The organism is Azospirillum sp. TSO35-2 (genome assembly GCF_003116095.1).
In the GTDB taxonomy this organism is placed as follows: domain Bacteria; phylum Pseudomonadota; class Alphaproteobacteria; order Azospirillales; family Azospirillaceae; genus Azospirillum.
On sequence record NZ_LGRA01000008.1, the window covers coordinates 941,003 to 959,699 of the forward strand.

Sequence of the window (18,697 nt, forward strand, 5' to 3'; positions counted from 1 at the left end):
TGTTTGACAGGCTCCGCCCTTACCTGGACTGGAGCGCAACCGGCGGCACACAACGCTGCCCGTTCGAGCCGCAGGCCGGCGCGGACCATAAACATTGGGCCTGGGGAATGCGACATGGATGATCTGCTTTCCGAATTTCTGACGGAAACAAACGAAAACCTCTCGGTGCTCGACGTCGAGTTGGTGCGGTTGGAGCAGAACCCCAACAACCCGGAACTGCTCTCGAACATCTTCCGACTCGTCCACACCATCAAGGGCACCTGCGGCTTTCTCGGCCTGCCGCGCCTGGAAAAGGTGGCGCACGCGTCCGAGAACGTGCTCGGCAAGTTCCGTGACGGCGAACTGACGATCAACCCGGAAGCGGTCTCGCTGATCCTTCAGGCGCTCGACACCATCAAGAGCCTGCTGGCCGTCCTGGAAGCGACGGAGGCTGAGCCCCCGGGCGACGACCTGCCGCTGATCGAGCGGCTGAACCTGTGCGCCGAAGGCAAGCTGGGCGGACCCGCCCCGGCCGCCGCCGCGCCGCCGCCGCCGGCCACCGCCCCGGCGGTCGCCGCCGCCGACTCCCGGCCGGCCACGCTGGACGAGTTGGAAGCGCTGTGGAACTCCATCCCCGGCCCCAACGACCCGCCGGCCGCCCCCGCCGTCCCGGCGAGCACCGCCGTGGTCGCCCGCGCCCCCGAACCGGTGGAAGAGCCGGCGCCGTCGCAGGATCTCGTCGTTCCCGACGCCGAACCGGCCGCCGCCAAGGTGCCGGCCGCGGTCGCGCAGGCCGCCTCCGGCGGCAACGCCGGTGGCGCCGACGCGGGGGCCGAGGCCGCGACCAAGGAATCGGCGGTCGCCGCCCAGACCATCCGGGTCAACGTCGACCTGCTCGAAAATCTGATGACCATGGTGTCGGAGCTGGTGCTGACCCGCAACCAGCTGCTCCAGATCCTGCGGTCGCAGAAGGAGAGCGAGTTCGCCGCCCCGCTGCAGCGCCTGAACCATGTGACGTCGGAGCTGCAGGAAGGCGTCATGAAGACGCGCATGCAGCCGATCGGCAACGCCTGGGCCAAGCTGCCGCGCCTGGTGCGCGATCTGGCGCACGAACTCAACAAGAAGATCGACCTCCAGATGCTCGGCGCCGACACCGAGCTGGACCGCCAGGTGCTGGAGCTGATCAAGGACCCGCTGACCCACATGGTGCGCAACAGCGCCGACCATGGGTTGGAAATCCCGGCCGAACGCCTGAAGGCCGGCAAGTCGGAGACGGGCCGCGTCACCCTGAACGCCTATCACGAAGGCGGTCACATCATCATCGAGATCCAGGACGACGGTAAGGGCCTGGCGATCGACAAGATCAAGCAGAAGGCGATCCAGAACGGGATGGCGTCGGAGATCGAGCTGGCCTCGATGACCGACCAGCAGATCATCCAGTTCATCATGAAGCCGGGCTTCTCGACCGCGGCGAAGGTAACCAACGTGTCGGGCCGCGGCGTCGGCATGGACGTGGTCAAGACCAACATCGAGAAGATCGGCGGCACGATCGAGATCAAGTCGGCCCAGGGCAAGGGCTCGACCTTCGTCATCAAGATCCCGCTGACGCTGGCCATCGTCTCGGCCCTGATCGTCGAATGCGCCGGCGAGCGTTTCGCCATCCCGCAGATCAGCGTGGTTGAGCTGGTGCGCGCCGCCGCCGACAGCGAGCACACGATCGAACGGCTGAAGGGCACCCCGGTCCTGCGCCTGCGCAACCGTCTGCTGCCGCTGGTGTCGCTGCAGGAGCTGCTGCGGCTGGACGACCGCGAAGGCGTGGCGAAGACCGAGGACGAGACCTTCATCGTCGTCACCCAGGTCGGCACCTACACCTTCGGCATCATGGTCGACCGCGTGTTCGACACCGAGGAAATCGTGGTGAAGCCGGTGGCGCCGATCCTGCGCCACATCGAGATGTTCTCGGGCAACACCATCCTGGGCGACGGGTCGGTCATCATGATCCTGGACCCCAACGGCATCGCGTCGGCCACCGGCGAGATGGCGATGGGCGAGGCCGCCGGCAAGGAGGCCGCCGCGGTCCAGACCCAGCGCAAGGAAGACAAGATGGCGCTGCTGCTGTTCCGCGCCGGCGACACGTCGCCCAAGGCGGTGCCGCTGTCGCTGGTCGCCCGCCTGGAGGATGTCGATCTCGCCACGGTAGAGCTGTCGAACGGCCTGCCGATGGTCCAGTACCGCGGCAAGCTGATGCCGCTGGTGCCGATCGACCCGAACTTCTCGCTGGGCAAGGAGGGCCGCCAGCCGGTCCTGGTCTTCGCCGACGGCGACCGTTCGATGGGCCTGATCGTCGAGGAGATCGTCGACATCGTCGAAGAGAAGCTGAACGTCCAGCTCGCCGCGGAGCGTCCCGGCCTGATGGGCTCGGCCATCATCGCCGGCAAGGCGACCGAGGTGATCGACGCCGGCTTCTTCCTCACCCAGGCCTACAAGGACTGGTTCGGCTCCGCCAGCACCGAGGCGTTCGACGAGGAGAAGCTGCAGCGCGTGCTGCTGGTCGACGACAGCCCGTTCTTCCGCAACCTGCTGACGCCGCTGCTGTCGGTCGCCGGTTACGACGTGACGGCGGTGGAGAACGCCAACGACGCGATGGCGCTGTGCGAGGCGGGCGAGGACTTCGACGTCATCGTCTCCGACATCGAGATGCCGGGCATGAGCGGCTTCGACTTCGCCGAGGCGGTGCGCCACGGCAGCCGTTGGCAGCGTGTGCCGATGGTGGCGCTGTCCAGCCACGCCAGCGCCCGCGACCTCGACCGCGGCCGCATCGCCGGCTTCAACGACTATGTCGCCAAGTTCGACCGTGACGCGCTGCTCTTCGCGCTGCAGCAGACGCTGACCGAACAGAAAGGTGCCGCATGAGCAACGCCACGCTGCCGTCCACCGTCCGGAAGTCGAGGGGCGACGATCTCGTCGTCTCGGGCAACCAGGACTTTGTGACCATGACGATCGCCGACCAGATGTTCGGCATCCCGGTCCTTCAGGTGCAGGACGTGCTGGGCCATCAGCGGATCACCCGCATCCCGCTGGCCCCGCCGGAGGTCGCCGGATCGTTGAACCTGCGCGGCCGCATCGTCACCGCCATCGACGTCCGCCTTCGGCTCGGCCTGACCGGCCGGCCGAAGGACAAGCCGGGCATGTCGATCGTCGTCGACCTGCGCGGCGAGTTGTACAGCCTGATGGTCGATTCGGTCGGCGAGGTGCTGAGCCTGACCAAGGAGGACTTCGAGCGCAACCCAGCGACGCTGGATCCGCGCTGGCGTGAGGTCTCGACCGGAATTTATAGGCTGAACGGCCAGTTGATGGTTGTGCTGGACGTGCCTCGTCTGCTCAACTTCACAACCATCGAGACGGCCTGACCGACGGCGGCGGCAACCGCTGCCGCCGGACGGCCCTGCCGGACGAACAGATGACCGAGGCCCTGCCGCAATGAAATCCTGCCTGGTGGTCGACGACAGCCGCGTGGTCCGCAAGGTCGCGCGCAAGATTCTGGAGGAGCTGAACTTCGCCTGTTCGGAGGCGGAGGATGGCAAGCAGGCGATGGAAGCCTGCGCGGCACAGATGCCGGACGCGATCCTGCTGGACTGGAACATGCCGGTGATGAACGGCATCGAATTCCTGCGCCGGTTGCGCAAGATGAGTGGCGGCGAGACGCCCAAGGTCGTGTTCTGCACCACCGAAAACGACCTCGCCCACATTCAGGAGGCGCTGTCGGCCGGGGCCAACGAGTACATCATGAAGCCCTTCGACAGCGACATCATCCAGACCAAGTTCGCGCAGGTCGGACTGCTGTGACGGCGGTCGCGCGCCGGCCGGGGATCATCGCCCCGGCCTTCGGCGCAGACGATGATGCATCGAACCCGTCGAGTTGAAAGGCGATTTGCCGTTATGTCGGACAGTTTTGGCAGAGGCTCCCTCACCGCCGCGCGACCGGCCAACCCGGATCCCGTCCGGGTCATGGTGGTGGACGACTCCGCCGTCATCCGTGGTCTGCTGACCCGTGCGCTGGAGGGCGATCCCGACATCCGCGTCGTCACGTCGGTCGGCGACGGCCAGATGGCGGTCAACTCGTTGCAGCGCAACTCGATCGACGTGATCGTGCTGGACATCGAGATGCCGGTGATGGACGGCCTGACCGCCATCCCGAAGCTGCTGGCGGTGGCGCCGCAGGTGAAGATCATCATGGCCTCGACGCTGACGCTGCGCGGGGCCGACGTCTCCATCCGCTGCCTGTCCGCCGGCGCGGCCGATTACATCCCCAAGCCGACCTCCACCCGCGAGATCGGCGGGGCGGAGGACTTCAAGCGCGAGCTGGTGGCGAAGGTGAAGGCGCTGGGCGCCGCCGCCCGCCGCGCCGGGTCGCGCTCGCGCGGGGAAATCCGCCCGCTGACGCCGTCCGCCGCGCCGTCGCTGTTCAAGCGCGAGGTCGGGCCGATCGTCACCCGTCCGGCCGCCGCCGGCGTCCCGGTGAAGCCGGACGTCATCGCCATCGGCAGCTCCACCGGCGGTCCGCAGGCGCTGTTCGAGGTGCTGTCGCACCTGAAGGGCATCAGCCAGCCGATCCTGATCACCCAGCACATGCCGGCGACCTTCACCACCATCCTGGCCGAGCACATCAGCCGCCAGTGCGGGATCGACGCGCGCGAGGCCAAGGACGGCGAGCCGGTGGTGCAGAACCGCTGCTACATCGCGCCCGGCGACTTCCACATGCTGGTGGCGCAACGCGCCGGGGTCAACGTGATCGCGCTGAGCAAGGATCCGCCGGAGAATTTCTGCCGCCCGGCGGTCGATCCGATGATGCGGTCGATCCTCAAGGCGTTCGGCGGCCGCAAGATCCTCTCCTGCATCCTGACCGGGATGGGCCAGGACGGGCTGAAGGGCTGCACCGAGGTGGTCAACGGCGGCGGCACGCTGATCGCCCAGGACGAGGCGTCCAGCGTCGTCTGGGGCATGCCGGGCGCGGTGGCGCAGGCCGGCATCTGCAACGTCATCCTGCCGCTCAAGGAAATCGGTCCCCACATCCGCAAGCTCGCGTCGAGGGCAGCATGAGAGTCGAAGATTTCGACATGTTCTCCACGCTGCTCAAGCAGCGTTCCGGCTTGGTCCTGACCCGCGACAAGGCCTACCTGCTCGAATCCCGGCTGATGCCGGTGGCGCGCAAGTGGAACATGAAGGGGCTGGAGGAACTGGCGACCACCGTCCGCACCCGCAAGGACGAGGCGCTGCTCCGTGACATCACGGAGGCGATGACGACCAACGAGTCGTCCTTCTTCCGCGACCAGAAGCCCTTCGACCAGTTTCGCCAGCTCGTGCTGCCGCGCCTGATGGAGGCGCGGGCGGCCAAGCGGTCCTTGCGCATCTGGTCGGCCGCCTGCTCGTCGGGGCAGGAAGCCTATTCGCTGTCGATGATCCTGAACGACGAGGCGGCGAAGCTGGCCGGCTGGCGCATCGAGATCGTCGGCACCGACATCTCGGCCGAAATGGTGGAGCGCGCCAAGTCCGGCGTGTACACCCAGTTCGAGGTGCAGCGCGGCCTGCCGATCACCATGCTGGTGAAGCACTTCAAGCAGAATGGCGACAAGTGGCAGATCAGCCAGCAACTGCGCCAGATGGCGTCGTTCCGTGAATGGAACCTGCTGGGCGACCTGTCGGCCCTGGGGCAGTTCGACATCGTCTTCTGCCGCAACGTGCTGATCTATTTCGACCAGCCGACCAAGGCGAAGGTGCTGGAATCGATCGCCCGCCAGATGCCGCAGGATGGCGTGCTCTATCTGGGCGGGGCGGAAACCGTGCTGGGCATCACCGACAAGTTCAAGCCGGTGGAAGGGCAGCGCGGTCTGTACAGTCTGGGCGGTTTTTCCGCCGCCGGCGCCAAGGTGGCGTGAGGCGGCCTGATGAAGGCGGCGGTCAGGCGCCGCCCCTTCATCAACATCGGTCAGGCAGGCAAGGCAGACAGAGTGTAACCGGACAAAGCGGGTGTCACCGGTTCGACGTCAGACGTCCGACGGCGTGATCGACTTGATCGGGCCGCGCGGGTTGCCGGACATCTCGGCGATCTTGCGGTCCTGCGCTTCGATGAAGGCGCGCACCGAATTCTCGCGGTCGTACTGGTCGATGTCGACGGTCGGCACCTTGCGGTTCGAGGTGCGCGCGCCATCCTGGTAGAGGATGTCGAACAAGGCATAGCCATTGTCCACGGGCTGTTTCTTTTGACGGGCCATGGTGTTTTTCTCCGTGATCGGGACGGTTGGGGCGGCCGGGAAGGCCGCCCGGTCAACCGTTGTCGCTGCGGGTCAGCGTGTCGTCCGGAGGCGTGCCGGTGGCATTGCCTTCGGTCTCGCCATCCTCGTCGTCCGCCGCGCCACCCAGTTCGCTGGTCTGGTCGTCGTCGCTGAGCCCTGCGGCGCGGCGGGCGGCGACCTCTTCGTCGCGGCGCTGCTTCTTTTCCTGCTTCTTCTGCTCTTTGGCGCGGTTGCGCTCGGCGCGCTGCTGGTTGTAGTTCGGCTTGAAGGCCATCAGCGTCTCCTTCGGGTCATCACCCTTTGGTCGGGAAGCACGGAAAAAGGGCATCGGTTTCCCGATGCCCTTTCCTCAGGACAGACTGACGACGGTTCAGACCGCCTTCAGGTTTTCCGCCGAGGTCTTGCCGCGCTTGGGATCGCGCTGCTCCTCATAGGAAATCTTCTGGCCATCAACCAGGCTGCGGAGCCCGGCGCGTTCCACCGCAGAGATGTGAACGAACACATCCGGGCCGCCGTTGTCCGGCTGAATGAAACCGAAGCCCTTGGTGCTGTTGAACCATTTGACGGTGCCGACGGGCATCTCTGTCTCCCATAACACAAAGGGCGCCGCACCACCGGTGCGGCGCATCAGACTGGGTGTGGGATTGGCTGCACTCAGGTCGCGCGCGAAAGCGAGAACGCTTGGCGCGGGAACAAGGGCGAAGCAGGGGCGGCGTGGCCCCGCAGTCCGAAGCAGAATGACCTTCTCAAGATGGGCGCGACGGCCCCCTCTTTCAAGGTGAAAGAAGGGGCAGGGCAAAAGAAGGGGCAAGGAACGGCGGCCGGCCGATCAGCCCGCGGCCTGTTGCTGCAGCCGCGGCGGCGGTGCGGCGCTTTCGACGATGTCCTCCTGCGGATCGCGCAAGACATAGCCGCGGCCCCACACCGTCTCGATGTAGTTGTCGCCCTGGGTGGCGGCGGCCAGCTTTTTGCGCAGTTTGCAGACAAAAACGTCGATGATTTTCAGTTCCGGCTCGTCCATGCCGCCGTAGAGGTGGTTCAGGAACATCTCCTTGGTCAGCGTCGTGCCCTTGCGCAGGCTCAACAACTCCAGGATGCCGTATTCCTTGCCGGTCAGGTGCAGCGGCGACTGGTCGACCTCCACCGTGCGGGTGTCGAGGTTGACGGTCAGGCGGCCGGTGCGGATGATGCTGTCGGAATGGCCCTTGGACCGGCGGACGATCGCCTGGATGCGGGCGATCAACTCCCGCTTGTCGAACGGCTTGGTCAGATAGTCGTCGGCGCCGAAGCCCAGACCCTTGATCTTGTTGTCCATCTCGGTCAGGCCCGAGAGAATCAGGATCGGGGTGGTTACACGCGCTGCGCGCAGGCGCCGCAACACCTCATACCCGTCGATGTCCGGCAGCATCAGGTCGAGAATAATGATGTCGTAGTCATAGAGCTTGCCGATTTCCAGCCCGTCTTCACCCAGGTCGGTAGAATCGACGATGAATCCTTCCGTATTCAGCATCAACTCGATGCTTTTGGCGACGGAGGAGTCGTCTTCAACCAGCAAAACCCTCATGGCGATATCCCGACGTTTGATGGCGCGCTTTCGCTACCCGACCCCGGAACGGTTCCCGGTCCTTCATGACCGATTTCCCCCATCCCGTTTACACAAATTAACAGACGATTCAGCTTAACGCCAGTGCCAAGCGCTTACACAACGTTAATCCTTCCATCGGAAGATGCGATGATGGTGGTTAACGGGGTGTCCGTCCACTGCCTTACCACTTAATGGGAGCTGCGTCCCGTCTTTGGGATGCATGCACTGCATCGATGCCGCTCGACATCAATCACCTGATCCGCGAGATCGACGACATTCCCGATTGCAGCCGCTTCGGCCGCGTTACCGCGGTGTCCGGGTTGATGGTCGAGGTCGGCGGCATCGAGAAGGAGCTGTCGGTCGGCGGCCGCTGCATCGTCGAGACGCGCGACCGCCGCGCCGTGCCGTGCGAGGTGGTGGGTTTCCGCCAGGGCCGGGCGCTGGCGATGCCGTTCGGCGCGCTGGACGGGGTGGGGCTGGGCTGCCGCGCGCTGGTGGCGGGCGACCAGCCGTCGATCTTCCCGACCGACGCCTGGCTGGGCCGCGTGGTGAACGCGCTGGGCGAGCCGGTGGACGGCAAGGGGCCGCTGCCCAAGGGACCGCGCGGCACGCCGATCCGCAACAACCCGCCCAACGCCCACGCCCGCGCCCGGGTCGGCCAGAAGCTCGACCTCGGCATCCGCGCCATCAACGCCTTCCTGACCTGCTGCCTGGGGCAGCGCATGGGCATCTTCGCCGGGTCGGGCGTCGGCAAATCCTCGGTCATGTCGATGCTGGCGCGCTTCTCCGCCGCCGAGATCGCGGTGATCGGCCTGATCGGCGAGCGCGGCCGCGAGCTGCAGGAGTTCATCACCGAGGATCTGGGCGAGGAGGGCCTGGCCCGCAGCATCGTCGTCTGCGCCACGTCGGACGAGGCGCCGCTGATGCGCCGGCAGGCCGCCTACATGACGCTGGCGGTGGCCGAGCATTTCCGCGACCAGGGCCGCAACGTGCTGTGCATGATGGACAGCGTCACCCGCTTCGCCATGGCCCAGCGCGAGATCGGCCTGTCGGCCGGCGAGCCGCCGACGACCAAGGGCTACCCGCCGACCGTCTTCGCCGAGCTGCCGCGCCTGCTGGAGCGCGCCGGGCCGGGTCTGGTCGGCTCGGGCTCGATCACCGGCCTGTTCACCGTGCTGGTGGAGGGCGACGACCACAACGAGCCGATCGCCGACGCGGTGCGCGGCATCCTGGACGGCCACATCGTGCTGGAACGCCAGATCGGCGAGCGTGGGCGCTACCCCGCCATCAACATCCTGCGCAGCGTGTCGCGCACCATGCCCGGTTGCAACACCGCCAACGAGAACGAACTGGTCGGCTACGCCCGGCGCCTGATGTCGGCCTACGACAACATGGCGGAGATGATCCGGCTGGGCGCCTACCGCCGCGGCTCCGACCCGCAGGTCGACGAGGCGATCCATTACCAGCCGGCGCTGGAGGCTTTTTTGAAGCAGGGCAAGCGCGAGTCCACCGATCTTGAGACGAGCTATGCCATGCTGGCTGAAATCTTTGGGGTGCAGTGGCCGCAATGAGCCTGAAGACGATCATCCGCCTGCAAAAGCTGCAACTGGACGAGAAGCGTCGCGTCCTGGCGGAACTCCACACGCTGGCCGACCGGCTGCGGGCGGAGATCGAGAAGGTCAAGCAGGACGTCCTGCACGAGCAGGAAACCGTCCGCGACGATTTCTCCGTCTCCTTCACCTACTCCAACTTCGCCCAGGCGGCGCTGGAGCGCGGGCGGAAGCTCGGCGAATCGCTGGGACAGGTCGAGGCGCAGATCAACATCGCCACCGACGAGATGGCCGAATCCTTCCAGGAGCTGAAGCGCTTCGAACTGGCGGAAGAGGAGCGTCTGAAGCGTGAGCGCGACAAGCAGAAGCGCAAGGACGCCAACATGCTGGACGAAACCGCGCTGGTCGGCTTCCGCCGCCGGCAGGCGGAGGAGGAGGCGACGGGGGGATAACGTATCGTCCCAATCCGTCAGCCGCGTCCTGTACAGAAAAAAGGCCGGCGGCCTCAGCCCGAGACCGCCGGCTTTCCTTTACCCGACCCTCACTCGGCCGCTTCCATCGCCGCCGGGCGCGATTCCTCGACCGGGACGGTGCGGATCAGGTGGTCGAAGGCCGACAGGGCGGCCTTGGCGCCTTCGCCCATGGCGATGACGATCTGCTTGTAGGGCACCGTCGTCGCGTCGCCGGCGGCGAAGACGCCGGGGATGGAGGTCTGGCCGCGGGCATCGACCTCGATCTCGCCGCGCGGGGCCAGCGCCACCGTGCCCTTCAGCCATTCGGTGTTGGGCACCAGGCCGATCTGCACGAAGATGCCTTCCAGATCCACCCGCTTCAGCTCGCCGCTGTTGCGGTCCTTGTAGGACAGGCCGACCACCTTGGCGCCGTCGCCATGGACCTCGGTCGTCTGGCCCGAGGTGATGACGGTGACGTTGGGCAGGCTGTGCAGCTTGCGCTGGAGCACCGCGTCGGCGCGGAGCTGGCTGTCGAACTCGATCAGGGTGACGTGGGCCACCAGACCGGCGAGGTCGATCGCCGCCTCGACGCCGGAGTTGCCGCCGCCGATCACCGCGACGCGCTTGCCCTTGAACAGCGGACCGTCGCAGTGCGGGCAGTAGGCGACGCCCTTGTTGCGGTATTCCGCCTCCCCGGGGACGTTCATCGAGCGCCAGCGGGCGCCGGTCGACAGCACCACGGTGCGCGACTTCAGCGAGGCGCCGCTCGCCAGCTTCACCTCGATCAGCCCGCCGGCCTGCGCCGGCGGCACCAGCGCCGTGGCGGTCTGCAGGTTCATGATGTCGACGTCATAGTCCTTGACGTGCTGCTCCAGCGCCGCCGCCAGCTTCGGCCCTTCGGTGTGCGAGACCGAGATGAAGTTCTCGATCGCCATGGTGTCGAGCACCTGGCCGCCGAACCGCTCGGCCGCCACGCCGGTGCGGATGCCCTTGCGGGCGGCGTAGATCGCCGCGGCGGCGCCGGCCGGACCGCCGCCGATCACCAGCACCTCGAACGGCGCCTTGGTCTTGATCGCCTCGGCGGCGCGGGCGACGGCGCCGCTGTCCAGCTTGGCGACGATCTGCTCGAGCCCCATGCGGCCCTGGGCGAAGGGCTCGCCGTTCAGGAAGACGGTCGGCACCGCCATCACCTGCCGCTGCTCGACCTCCTGCTGGAACAGGGCGCCGTCGATGGCGACGTGCTTGATCCGCGGGTTCAGCGCGCTCATCAGGTTCAGCGCCTGCACCACGTCGGGGCAGTTCTGGCAGGACAGCGAGAAATAGGTCTCGAAGCGGAAGTCGCCGTCCAGATCCTTGATCTGCGCGATCAGCTCGGCCGCTTCCTTCGACGGGTGGCCGCCGACCTGCAGCAGCGCCAGGACCAGCGAATTGAACTCATGGCCCATCGGCAGGCCGGCGAAGCGCACGCCGATGTCGGTGCCGACGCGGTTGATCGCGAAGGAGGGCCGGCGGGCGTCGTGGCCGTCGCGGACCAGGGTGATCTTGTCCGACAGCGACGCGATGTCTTCCAGCAGGCCCAGCATCTCCTGCGACTTCGGCTGATCGTTCAGCGAGGCGACCAGTTCGATCGGCTGCGTGATCCGCTCAAGGTAGCCCTTCAACTGGGTCTTGAGAGTGGCGTCCAGCATGGCTTTGGTTCCCAAGTTCTGTTTCCGGAGCGAACCGGGGGGCGCGGTGCGGCGGTTCGGGCGGGATAAAGGGGTGCGACGGGCGCAATGAGGCTTCCGGACAACGGCGTCCGGTTTTGAAACAGCGGAGATTTCAGAAAATCATCGTCCTCCCCGCGCAGGCGGGGATCCAGAATCGGCAAGGGGGGTGCGACGATAACGCACGTCTGGATCCCCGCCTTCGCGGGAAAGGGGCGAGAGCCCGGCAACGGGGGCGCTCGCAACAGGCAGGTCCGACGCCGGGCTGCGGCGGACGGGGTGGGGGCCGGCCGTGACCGGCCCCCGATCCCAAAGAACCTAAGGCCAAACCTTAGATCTTGAGATCCTTAGATCTTGCCGACCAGGTCGAGCGACGGGGCGAGGGTCTTCTCGCCTTCCTGCCACTTGGCCGGGCAGACCTCGCCCGGGTGGGCGGCAACATACTGCACGGCCTTGATCTTGCGCAGCAGCTCCTTGGCGTCGCGGCCAACGCCGCCGGCGCTGATCTCGACGATCTGGATCTTGCCGGCCGGGTCGACGACGAAGGTGCCGCGGTCGGCGAGGCCGACCTCTTCGATCAGGACCTCGAAGTTGCGGCTGATGGCGAGCGTCGGGTCACCGATCATGGTGTACTCGATCTTGCCGATCGCCGGCGAGGTGTCGTGCCACGCCTTGTGGCAGAAATGGGTGTCGGTGGAGACGCTGTAGATCTCGACGCCCAGCTTCTGGAATTCACCGTAGTTCTCGGCCAGATCCTCAAGCTCCGTCGGGCAGACGAAGGTGAAGTCGGCCGGGTAGAAGAACACAACCGACCACTTGCCCTTCAGGTCGGCGTCGGTCACGTCGATGAACTTGCCGTTCTTGAAAGCGGTCGCCTTGAAGGGCTTAATTTCAGAGTTGATCAAGGACATTATGTTCTCCGATGGGGTGCTATGTTTGAAAGGCGCCTTGCCCCCGGCGTCCGGCCGGATCGGGATTGGAGCAGCGGGGGCGGGCGGCATTCCTTGGTTCGGTTGACCCGTGGAGGAATACGGGAAATCTGTAATCATGAAAAGCAGAAAAAACCAATCGCATTGATCGAAAAAAACGATTACAGTGGGTGCCATGAAGCCATTGCCCACCCTGCGCCAGCTCCGCTACCTCGTCGCCGTCGTCGACCGCTGCCATTTCGGGCAGGCGGCGGAGGCCTGCCTCGTCAGCCAGTCCACCCTCAGCGCCGGCATCCAGGAGCTTGAGGATCTGCTGGGCGCCACCCTGCTGGAGCGGACCCGGCGGTCGGTGCTGCCCACCCCGCTCGGCCGCGAGATCGCCGACCGTGCCCGCGACCTGCTGAAGGGGGCGGAGGAGCTGGTGGACATCACCCGGTCCGCCGCCGACCCGATGTCCGGCGCGCTGCATCTCGGCGTGATCCCGACCATCGGCCCCTTCCTGATCCCCCGCGTGATGCCGGCCCTGCGCGAGGCTTTCCCGCGCCTGCGGCTGTATCTGCGCGAGGACCAGTCGGCGCGGCTGCTCGACCAGCTCAACGCCGGCAAGCTGGACGCGGTGCTGCTGGCGCTGCCCTATCCGATCGGCGACCTGGAAACCCAGGACATCGGCGAGGACCATTTCTCCTTCGTCTGCCCGACCGGCCACCGGCTGAGCGGCGCCGATTCGGGGCAGACGGTGCCGGCGGAAGACCTGCTGCTGCTGGAGGACGGCCACTGCCTGCGCGACCACGCGATGGCCGCCTGCGCGCTGGACGGCGCCCCCCACAACACGACGTTCCAGGGCACCAGCCTGCACACGCTGGTGCAGATGGTGGCGAACGGGCTGGGGGTGACGCTGCTGCCGCAGATGGCGGTCGATTCGGGGATCCTGCGCGGGCTCGACCTGGCGGTGCGGCCGCTCGACAGCAGCCGGCCCTTCCGCCGCATCGCGCTGGCGTGGCGCCGGACGTCGGGACGCAAGGACACCTTCCAGCGCCTGGCGGCGGCCCTGAAAGAGGTGGTGACGCAGAAGGAGGGTTGAGCGGGCGTCCGGCCGGGCGCATCCGGCCGGGTGGCGGCCCGCCGGTCAAAGAATCGCTTGGTCCCGCCCGCCCGAAGTGGTTTAAACGGAGCGGTTTTTCGCCTTCCAACTCCGCCTTTCCACCCCGTTTCCGGGACCAGACCGTCATGAGCGACACCGCCCCCCTGTTCGACCGCGTGGCCATCGTCGGCATCGGTCTGATCGGCTCCTCCCTGGCGCGGGCGCTGACGGAGTATGGGATCGCCCGCCGCGTCGTCTGCGCCGACCGCAGCGAGGCGGCCTGCGCCAAGGCGATGGAGCTGGGCATCGTCGCGCAGGCCACCACCGATCTGGCCGCGGCGCTGGACGGCGCCGAGCTGGTGGTGCTGGCGACCCCGGTCGGCAGCTTCGCCGCGGTGGGGGAGAGCATCGGCCCGCTGCTGAAGCCGGGCACCATCGTCACCGACGTCGGCTCGGTCAAGCAGGCCACCCTGCGCGACATCGGGCCGCACCTGCCCGACGGCGTCCACCTGATCCCCGGCCACCCGGTGGCGGGCACCGAGCATTCGGGGCCGGAGGCCGGCTTCGCCACCCTGTTCCAGGGCCGCTGGTGCATCCTGACCCCGCCGGCCGGCGCCGACCGCGCCGCGCTGGACAAGGTGACCGAGCTGTGGCGCCGCGTCGGCTCGGCGGTGGAGATCATGGAGGCCAACCACCATGACCGGGTGCTGGCCATCACCTCGCACCTGCCGCACCTGATCGCCTACACCATCGTCGGCACCGCGGCCGACCTGGAGGAGGACACCAAGTCCGAGGTCATCAAGTTCTCGGCCAGCGGTTTCCGCGACTTCACCCGCATCGCCGCCAGCGACCCGGTGATGTGGCGCGACATCTTCCTGAACAACCGCGAGGCCGTGCTGGAGATCCTCCAGCGCTTCACCGAGGATCTGTCGGCGTTGCAGCGCGCCATCCGCTGGGGCGAGGGCGAGCAGTTGCAGGACCACTTCACCAAGACCCGCGCCATCCGCCGCGGCATCATCGACGCCAAGCAGGCTTGATGGCGGGTGGCGCCTGCGCGGCGCCTCTCCGCGGCCAAGCGTCTTCCGGACACGAAAAAGCCCCCGCTCCGATGGAGCGGGGGCTTTTTCACATCACAACGACCGATGAGCGATCAGGCCATTTCGATGCGCTGCGCCTCGGGGCCCTTGGCGCCCTGGCGGATGGTCACGCGGACCTGCGCACCGTCGTCCAGACCGCTGATGCCGGACCGCTCCAGCGCGCGGATGTGGACGAAGATGTCCTTGCCGCCGGTCGACGGGGCGATGAAGCCGAAGCCCTTCGACACGTTGAACCACTTCACCGTGCCGTCCACCGTCTCGCCGTCGCCGCTGTCGGCATCGTCGTAGCCGCCGCCGTAACCGCCGCGGCTGCTGTTGCCGTAGCTGTTGCCGCCGCCGTAGCTGCCGCCGTCATTGCCCCACGAATCGCGGTCGCGCTGGGGACGCGGGCGGCTCGGGGCGGCGGTCGTGGTGTCGACCGAGTGGATGGTGGCGACCTGCGGGCCCTTCGGGCCGCGCGACAGGTCACAAACGATGGTGGCGCCTTCGGGCAGGCTGTCGTGTCCGCAGAACTGCAGAACCGTGGAGTGCAGGAAGGCATCCGGCGAACCGTCTTCGGGCGTGACGAAGCCGAAGCCCTTGGTGGCGTTGAACCACTTGACGGTGGCGCGGATGTCGCGCTGGGTGATTTCAGGAGCGCGGAAGGAAGAGGAAGAGCGCTGCGGACGGTCGAACATCAGTATCGTCTCATCTGTCGTGTCAAGCCCGGTCCCGGCAAACCGAAAAAGGGCGGCCCGGAACAGGGCGACCGAAGGATGATCGGTTCCGACTCATAATTCAATCGCCATCACGCGATTCCGGCGGCCGGGCACGACAAAAACGCCACCGCCACGCGCCGGGCGGGCATCGTGGCGTGGAATTCGCCGAAATTGTGCAGGTGCAGCGTGACGAGGCCGGGCCGACTCGAGGCTTTTGCTCTGGCCGGGACTCCGGCCCGGACCGGAATTACGCCGCGGCGCCGTGGCACTTCTTGTACTTCTTGCCGCTGCCGCAGGGGCAGGGGTCGTTGCGGCCGACCTTCGGGCCGCTGCGCGGGCGGGCGCCCAGCACGCCGTCGACGTAGTACCAGCGGCCGTCCTCGTGGGCGAAGCGGCTGGTCTCGTGGTGGGTCATCGGCTTGCCGTTCATGCTGAAACGGGCGACGAACTCGACGATGCCCTCGCTGTCGCCGGGCTGGCCCGCCTCGGTCGAGCGGATCTCGACACCGGTCCACACGCTGTTGTTGGCCCAGGCCTCGACCTCCTCCCGGTTGAAGTCGGAGCGGGTGCTGGGCAGCAGCGTGTCGTGCAGATAGTCGATGTTGTGGGTGGCGAAGGCCGAATAGCGCGACCGCATCAGCGCCTCCGCCGTCGGGGCGGGCATGCCGGCCAGATAGGGGCCGCAGCAGGCGTCCAGCGGCTTGCCGGACCGGCAGGGGCATTCGGCGGCGTGCTGGGTCGTGGTGGCGGCGGTGTCTGCGGTCATGGCCCGTCTCGTTCGTGGCGTGAATCGGCCCAGTCGGTCCGGTCCGGATCAATCCTGCCAGGATCGACCGGGCCGGGCGGCTGCGGGGCGCATCCATAGCGCAGCCCCGCGTCGCTTCTCAAGAGTCTGATTGGCAGAGGCGGGCGGGCGCCCGTCCGCCGGCCCCTTGCGCGCGGACTCCGCCGCCGCTATCAAGCGGCCACGTCCCCATGACTTCGTCCGAGTCCGCCGATGCCCCGCAAAGCCGCCGCGCCCCGGGCGCGCCCCGATCTGTCGCTGGAGGCCGGCTTCGGCCCCGGCCGCCGTGTCTGCGGCATCGACGAGGTCGGGCGCGGGCCGCTCTGCGGGCCGGTGGTCGCCGCCGCGGTGGTGCTGCCGCCGGGCGGGCTGCCGCCGGAGATCGCCGCCCGGATCGACGACAGCAAGGCGGTCACCCGCCGCCTGCGCGAGGAGATCGAGCCGGCGATCCGCGCCCACGCCCTGGCCTTTGCCATCGCCGAGGCGTCGGCCGAGGAGATCGACGACCTGAACATCCACAAGGCGACGCTGCTGGCGATGAAGCGCGCTTTCCTGGCGCTGCCCGGCGCCCCGCCCGACGCGGCGCTGGTCGACGGCCGGTTCACCCCCGACATCGGCTGCGAGGCGGTGGCGGTGGTGAAGGGCGACAGCCGCAGCCAGTCCATCGCCGCCGCCTCTATTCTCGCCAAAGTGGCGCGTGACAGCGAGATGTTGCGGTTGTCGGCCGAGTATCCACACTATGGCTGGGACCGCAACGCCGGCTATCCGACGCCGGAGCATCTGGACGCGCTGGCCCGCCACGGTGTCACGCCGCACCACCGAGTCAGTTTTGCACCAGTGAAACGCCAAAAGGCGCTAGGCGGCTGACCCTTCGTCACTTGCCGAAGAAAGCTGTTGACGGCGACTCGGCCGCGACTCATTGTCCGGCCGAGTCCCAGTTCTTTGCCGGTCGCACAATGCTCCCTGAAAACCGTATCCTGATCGGCGATTGCATCGCTCTTATGAACGACCTGCCGGCCGCGTCGGTCGATCTCGTCTTCGCCGATCCGCCCTACAACTTGCAGTTGGGCGGAGAACTTCTGCGGCCGAACCACACCCGCGTCGCCGGGGTGGATGACGAGTGGGACAAGTTCGACGATTTCGAGACCTACGACCGCTTCACCCGCGACTGGATGACGGCGGCCCGCCGCATCCTGAAGCCGGAAGGCTCGCTGTGGGTGATCGGCAGCTACCACAACATCTTCCGCGTCGGCGCCACCCTGCAGAATCTGGGCTTCTGGATTCTGAACGACATCGTCTGGCGCAAGACCAACCCGATGCCGAACTTCCGCGGCACCCGCTTCGCCAACGCCCACGAGACGATGATCTGGGCCGCCCGCGACAAGGACGCGCGCTATCGCTTCAATTACGAGGCGATGAAGAACCTCAACGAGGATCTTCAGATGCGCAGCGACTGGCTGCTGCCGATCTGCAGCGGCGGCGAACGGCTGCGCGACGAGGACGGCAAGAAGACCCACCCGACGCAGAAGCCGGAATCGCTGCTGTACCGCGTGATCCTGTCGTCGTCGCGGCCGGGCGACGTGGTGCTCGACCCCTTCTTCGGCACCGGCACCACCGGCGCGGTCGCCAAGCGGCTGGGCCGCAAGTGGATCGGGCTGGAGCGCGACGACAGCTACGTCAAGGCGGCGCAGGCCCGCATCGACGCGGTGGAGGAGGCGCCGGAGGCGGCGATCCTCGACACCCCGCCCAAGCGCAGCGCGCCGCGCATCCCCTTCGGCTGGGTGGTGGAACGCGGGCTGCTGCGCCCCGGCTCGACCCTGTTCGACCAGCGCCGCCGCGTCGCCGCCCGGGTGCGCGCCGACGGCACGCTGATCGGCTCCGGCCCGCGCGGCGACCATCGCGGCTCGATCCACCAGGTGGGCGCGGCGATGGCCGGGCTGCCGGCCTGCAACGGCTGGACCTTCTGGCATTACGAGGAGGGCGAGGAGCTGCGCCCGATCGACATCCTGCGCGAGCGCATCCGCTCGGAGATGCACTGAGTCCACCTCTGCCCTGTCCGACGGGCATAGGGGCGGTGGCTTGGCAGCGGTGGCACCGGCGTGTTAGGGCTGTCGCCCATGAACAAGCTCTTCGCCACCGTCACCGCCCCGGTGCCGCGCTCGGCCCCGGCGGTGCTGTCCACCCGTTGCTTCGTGCGTGATCTGGTGATGGACGCGCTGATCGGCGTCTACGCCCATGAGCGTCTGAAGCCCCAGCGCATCCGCCTGAACCTCGACCTGGAGGTGATCGCCCCCGGCGTCACCGGCGAGGACATGGCGACCGTCGTCAAGGGCGTGGTCACGCAAGGCCACGTCACGCTGGTGGAAACGCTGGCGGAGCGCATCGCCGAGCGTTGCCTCGCCGACGCGCGGGTGACGCAGGCCAAGGTGCGGGTCGAGAAGCTGGACGTCTTCCCCGACGCCGCCAGCGTCGGCGTCGAGATCGAACGCGCCCGCGCCTGACCCTTTCCCGTTCACAAAGCCCCCCTTACAGCCGAGGAAGCC

The 18,697-nt window shown here is 67.4% G+C and carries 20 protein-coding genes; 12 read left to right on the top strand and 8 right to left on the bottom strand.

Going from position 1 to position 18,697, the window contains the following annotated elements:
- Positions 1–114 precede the first annotated feature (114 nt).
- From TSO352_RS05700 to TSO352_RS05720, 5 genes are all read left to right on the top strand, one after another.
- Positions 115–2,892, top strand: a complete 2,778-nt coding sequence (locus tag TSO352_RS05700; RefSeq protein WP_109106347.1) for a hybrid sensor histidine kinase/response regulator — start codon at positions 115–117, stop codon at positions 2,890–2,892.
- On the top strand, positions 2,889–3,389 hold the full coding sequence (locus TSO352_RS05705) for a chemotaxis protein CheW (RefSeq protein WP_109106348.1): 501 nt from the start codon (positions 2,889–2,891) through the stop codon (positions 3,387–3,389). The genes TSO352_RS05700 and TSO352_RS05705 overlap by 4 nt, the downstream gene beginning before the upstream one ends.
- A 70-nt stretch (positions 3,390–3,459) precedes the next feature.
- A complete protein-coding gene (locus TSO352_RS05710) occupies positions 3,460–3,825 on the top strand; it encodes a response regulator (protein WP_109106349.1) in 366 nt (121 codons plus the stop codon).
- Between the two features lie 93 nt (positions 3,826–3,918).
- The gene (locus TSO352_RS05715; protein WP_109106350.1) at positions 3,919–5,079 is read left to right on the top strand and encodes a chemotaxis response regulator protein-glutamate methylesterase; all 1,161 of its coding nucleotides are present in this window, start codon (positions 3,919–3,921) and stop codon (positions 5,077–5,079) included.
- Positions 5,076–5,915, top strand: coding sequence for a protein-glutamate O-methyltransferase (locus TSO352_RS05720; protein WP_109106351.1), 840 nt, complete (start codon positions 5,076–5,078; stop codon positions 5,913–5,915). Before TSO352_RS05715 ends, TSO352_RS05720 begins: the two co-directional genes overlap by 4 nt.
- A 108-nt stretch (positions 5,916–6,023) precedes the next feature.
- On the opposite strand, the gene TSO352_RS05725 is transcribed toward TSO352_RS05720, so the two are convergent.
- The 4 genes from TSO352_RS05725 to TSO352_RS05740 all read right to left on the bottom strand — a co-directional run bounded on the left by TSO352_RS05725 (position 6,024) and on the right by TSO352_RS05740 (position 7,836).
- Complete coding sequence (locus TSO352_RS05725) at positions 6,024–6,227, bottom strand: hypothetical protein (protein WP_348770548.1); 204 nt, start codon at positions 6,225–6,227, stop codon at positions 6,024–6,026.
- A gap of 76 nt (positions 6,228–6,303) precedes the next feature.
- Entirely contained in the window at positions 6,304–6,546 is a 243-nt protein-coding gene (locus TSO352_RS05730) for a hypothetical protein (protein WP_109106353.1), read from the bottom strand.
- A 96-nt stretch (positions 6,547–6,642) separates the two neighbouring features.
- The gene (locus TSO352_RS05735; protein WP_045583537.1) at positions 6,643–6,852 is read right to left on the bottom strand and encodes a cold-shock protein; all 210 of its coding nucleotides are present in this window, start codon (positions 6,850–6,852) and stop codon (positions 6,643–6,645) included.
- Between the two features lie 249 nt (positions 6,853–7,101).
- Positions 7,102–7,836 carry a response regulator transcription factor CtrA gene (locus tag TSO352_RS05740; protein WP_109106354.1) on the bottom strand — a complete coding sequence of 245 codons (735 nt, stop codon included), beginning with the start codon at positions 7,834–7,836 and terminating at the stop codon, positions 7,102–7,104.
- Between the two features lie 254 nt (positions 7,837–8,090).
- Here TSO352_RS05740 and fliI point away from each other — a divergent pair, with 254 nt between their 5' ends.
- Positions 8,091–9,428 carry a flagellar protein export ATPase FliI gene (gene fliI, locus TSO352_RS05745; protein WP_109106355.1) on the top strand — a complete coding sequence of 446 codons (1,338 nt, stop codon included), beginning with the start codon at positions 8,091–8,093 and terminating at the stop codon, positions 9,426–9,428.
- Positions 9,425–9,859 carry a flagellar export protein FliJ gene (locus TSO352_RS05750; protein WP_109106356.1) on the top strand — a complete coding sequence of 145 codons (435 nt, stop codon included), beginning with the start codon at positions 9,425–9,427 and terminating at the stop codon, positions 9,857–9,859. Before fliI ends, TSO352_RS05750 begins: the two co-directional genes overlap by 4 nt.
- A gap of 89 nt (positions 9,860–9,948) precedes the next feature.
- On the opposite strand, the gene ahpF is transcribed toward TSO352_RS05750, so the two are convergent.
- Together ahpF and ahpC are read right to left on the bottom strand one after the other, a co-directional pair.
- The gene (ahpF, locus tag TSO352_RS05755) at positions 9,949–11,547 is read right to left on the bottom strand and encodes an alkyl hydroperoxide reductase subunit F (protein ID WP_109106357.1); all 1,599 of its coding nucleotides are present in this window, start codon (positions 11,545–11,547) and stop codon (positions 9,949–9,951) included.
- Positions 11,548–11,912: 365 nt separating this feature from the next.
- Positions 11,913–12,476: an alkyl hydroperoxide reductase subunit C gene (gene ahpC / locus TSO352_RS05760; RefSeq protein WP_109106358.1), complete on the bottom strand. Its 564-nt coding sequence runs from the start codon at positions 12,474–12,476 to the stop codon at positions 11,913–11,915.
- Between the two features lie 193 nt (positions 12,477–12,669).
- Here ahpC and TSO352_RS05765 point away from each other — a divergent pair, with 193 nt between their 5' ends.
- Both TSO352_RS05765 and TSO352_RS05770 read left to right on the top strand, forming a co-directional pair.
- Positions 12,670–13,575 (top strand): hydrogen peroxide-inducible genes activator, encoded by a 906-nt coding sequence (locus tag TSO352_RS05765; protein ID WP_109106359.1) that lies wholly within the window; start codon positions 12,670–12,672, stop codon positions 13,573–13,575.
- 146 nt (positions 13,576–13,721) lie between these two features.
- The gene (locus tag TSO352_RS05770; RefSeq protein WP_109106360.1) at positions 13,722–14,612 is read left to right on the top strand and encodes a prephenate/arogenate dehydrogenase family protein; all 891 of its coding nucleotides are present in this window, start codon (positions 13,722–13,724) and stop codon (positions 14,610–14,612) included.
- 113 nt (positions 14,613–14,725) lie between these two features.
- Here TSO352_RS05770 and TSO352_RS34230 read toward each other — a convergent pair whose 3' ends face one another.
- Positions 14,726–15,349, bottom strand: a complete 624-nt coding sequence (locus TSO352_RS34230) for a cold-shock protein (protein ID WP_109106361.1) — start codon at positions 15,347–15,349, stop codon at positions 14,726–14,728.
- A gap of 268 nt (positions 15,350–15,617) precedes the next feature.
- Positions 15,618–16,136 (bottom strand): YchJ family protein, encoded by a 519-nt coding sequence (locus tag TSO352_RS05780; RefSeq protein ID WP_109106362.1) that lies wholly within the window; start codon positions 16,134–16,136, stop codon positions 15,618–15,620.
- Between the two features lie 231 nt (positions 16,137–16,367).
- On the opposite strand from TSO352_RS05780, the gene TSO352_RS05785 reads away from it, so the two are divergent.
- From TSO352_RS05785 to TSO352_RS05795, 3 genes are all read left to right on the top strand, one after another.
- Complete coding sequence (locus tag TSO352_RS05785; protein ID WP_109106363.1) at positions 16,368–17,021, top strand: ribonuclease HII; 654 nt, start codon at positions 16,368–16,370, stop codon at positions 17,019–17,021.
- Between the two features lie 89 nt (positions 17,022–17,110).
- Complete coding sequence (locus TSO352_RS05790) at positions 17,111–18,193, top strand: DNA methyltransferase (RefSeq protein ID WP_109106364.1); 1,083 nt, start codon at positions 17,111–17,113, stop codon at positions 18,191–18,193.
- 78 nt (positions 18,194–18,271) lie between these two features.
- Positions 18,272–18,655 (top strand): dihydroneopterin aldolase, encoded by a 384-nt coding sequence (locus TSO352_RS05795; RefSeq protein ID WP_109106365.1) that lies wholly within the window; start codon positions 18,272–18,274, stop codon positions 18,653–18,655.
- Positions 18,656–18,697: the final 42 nt, after the last annotated feature.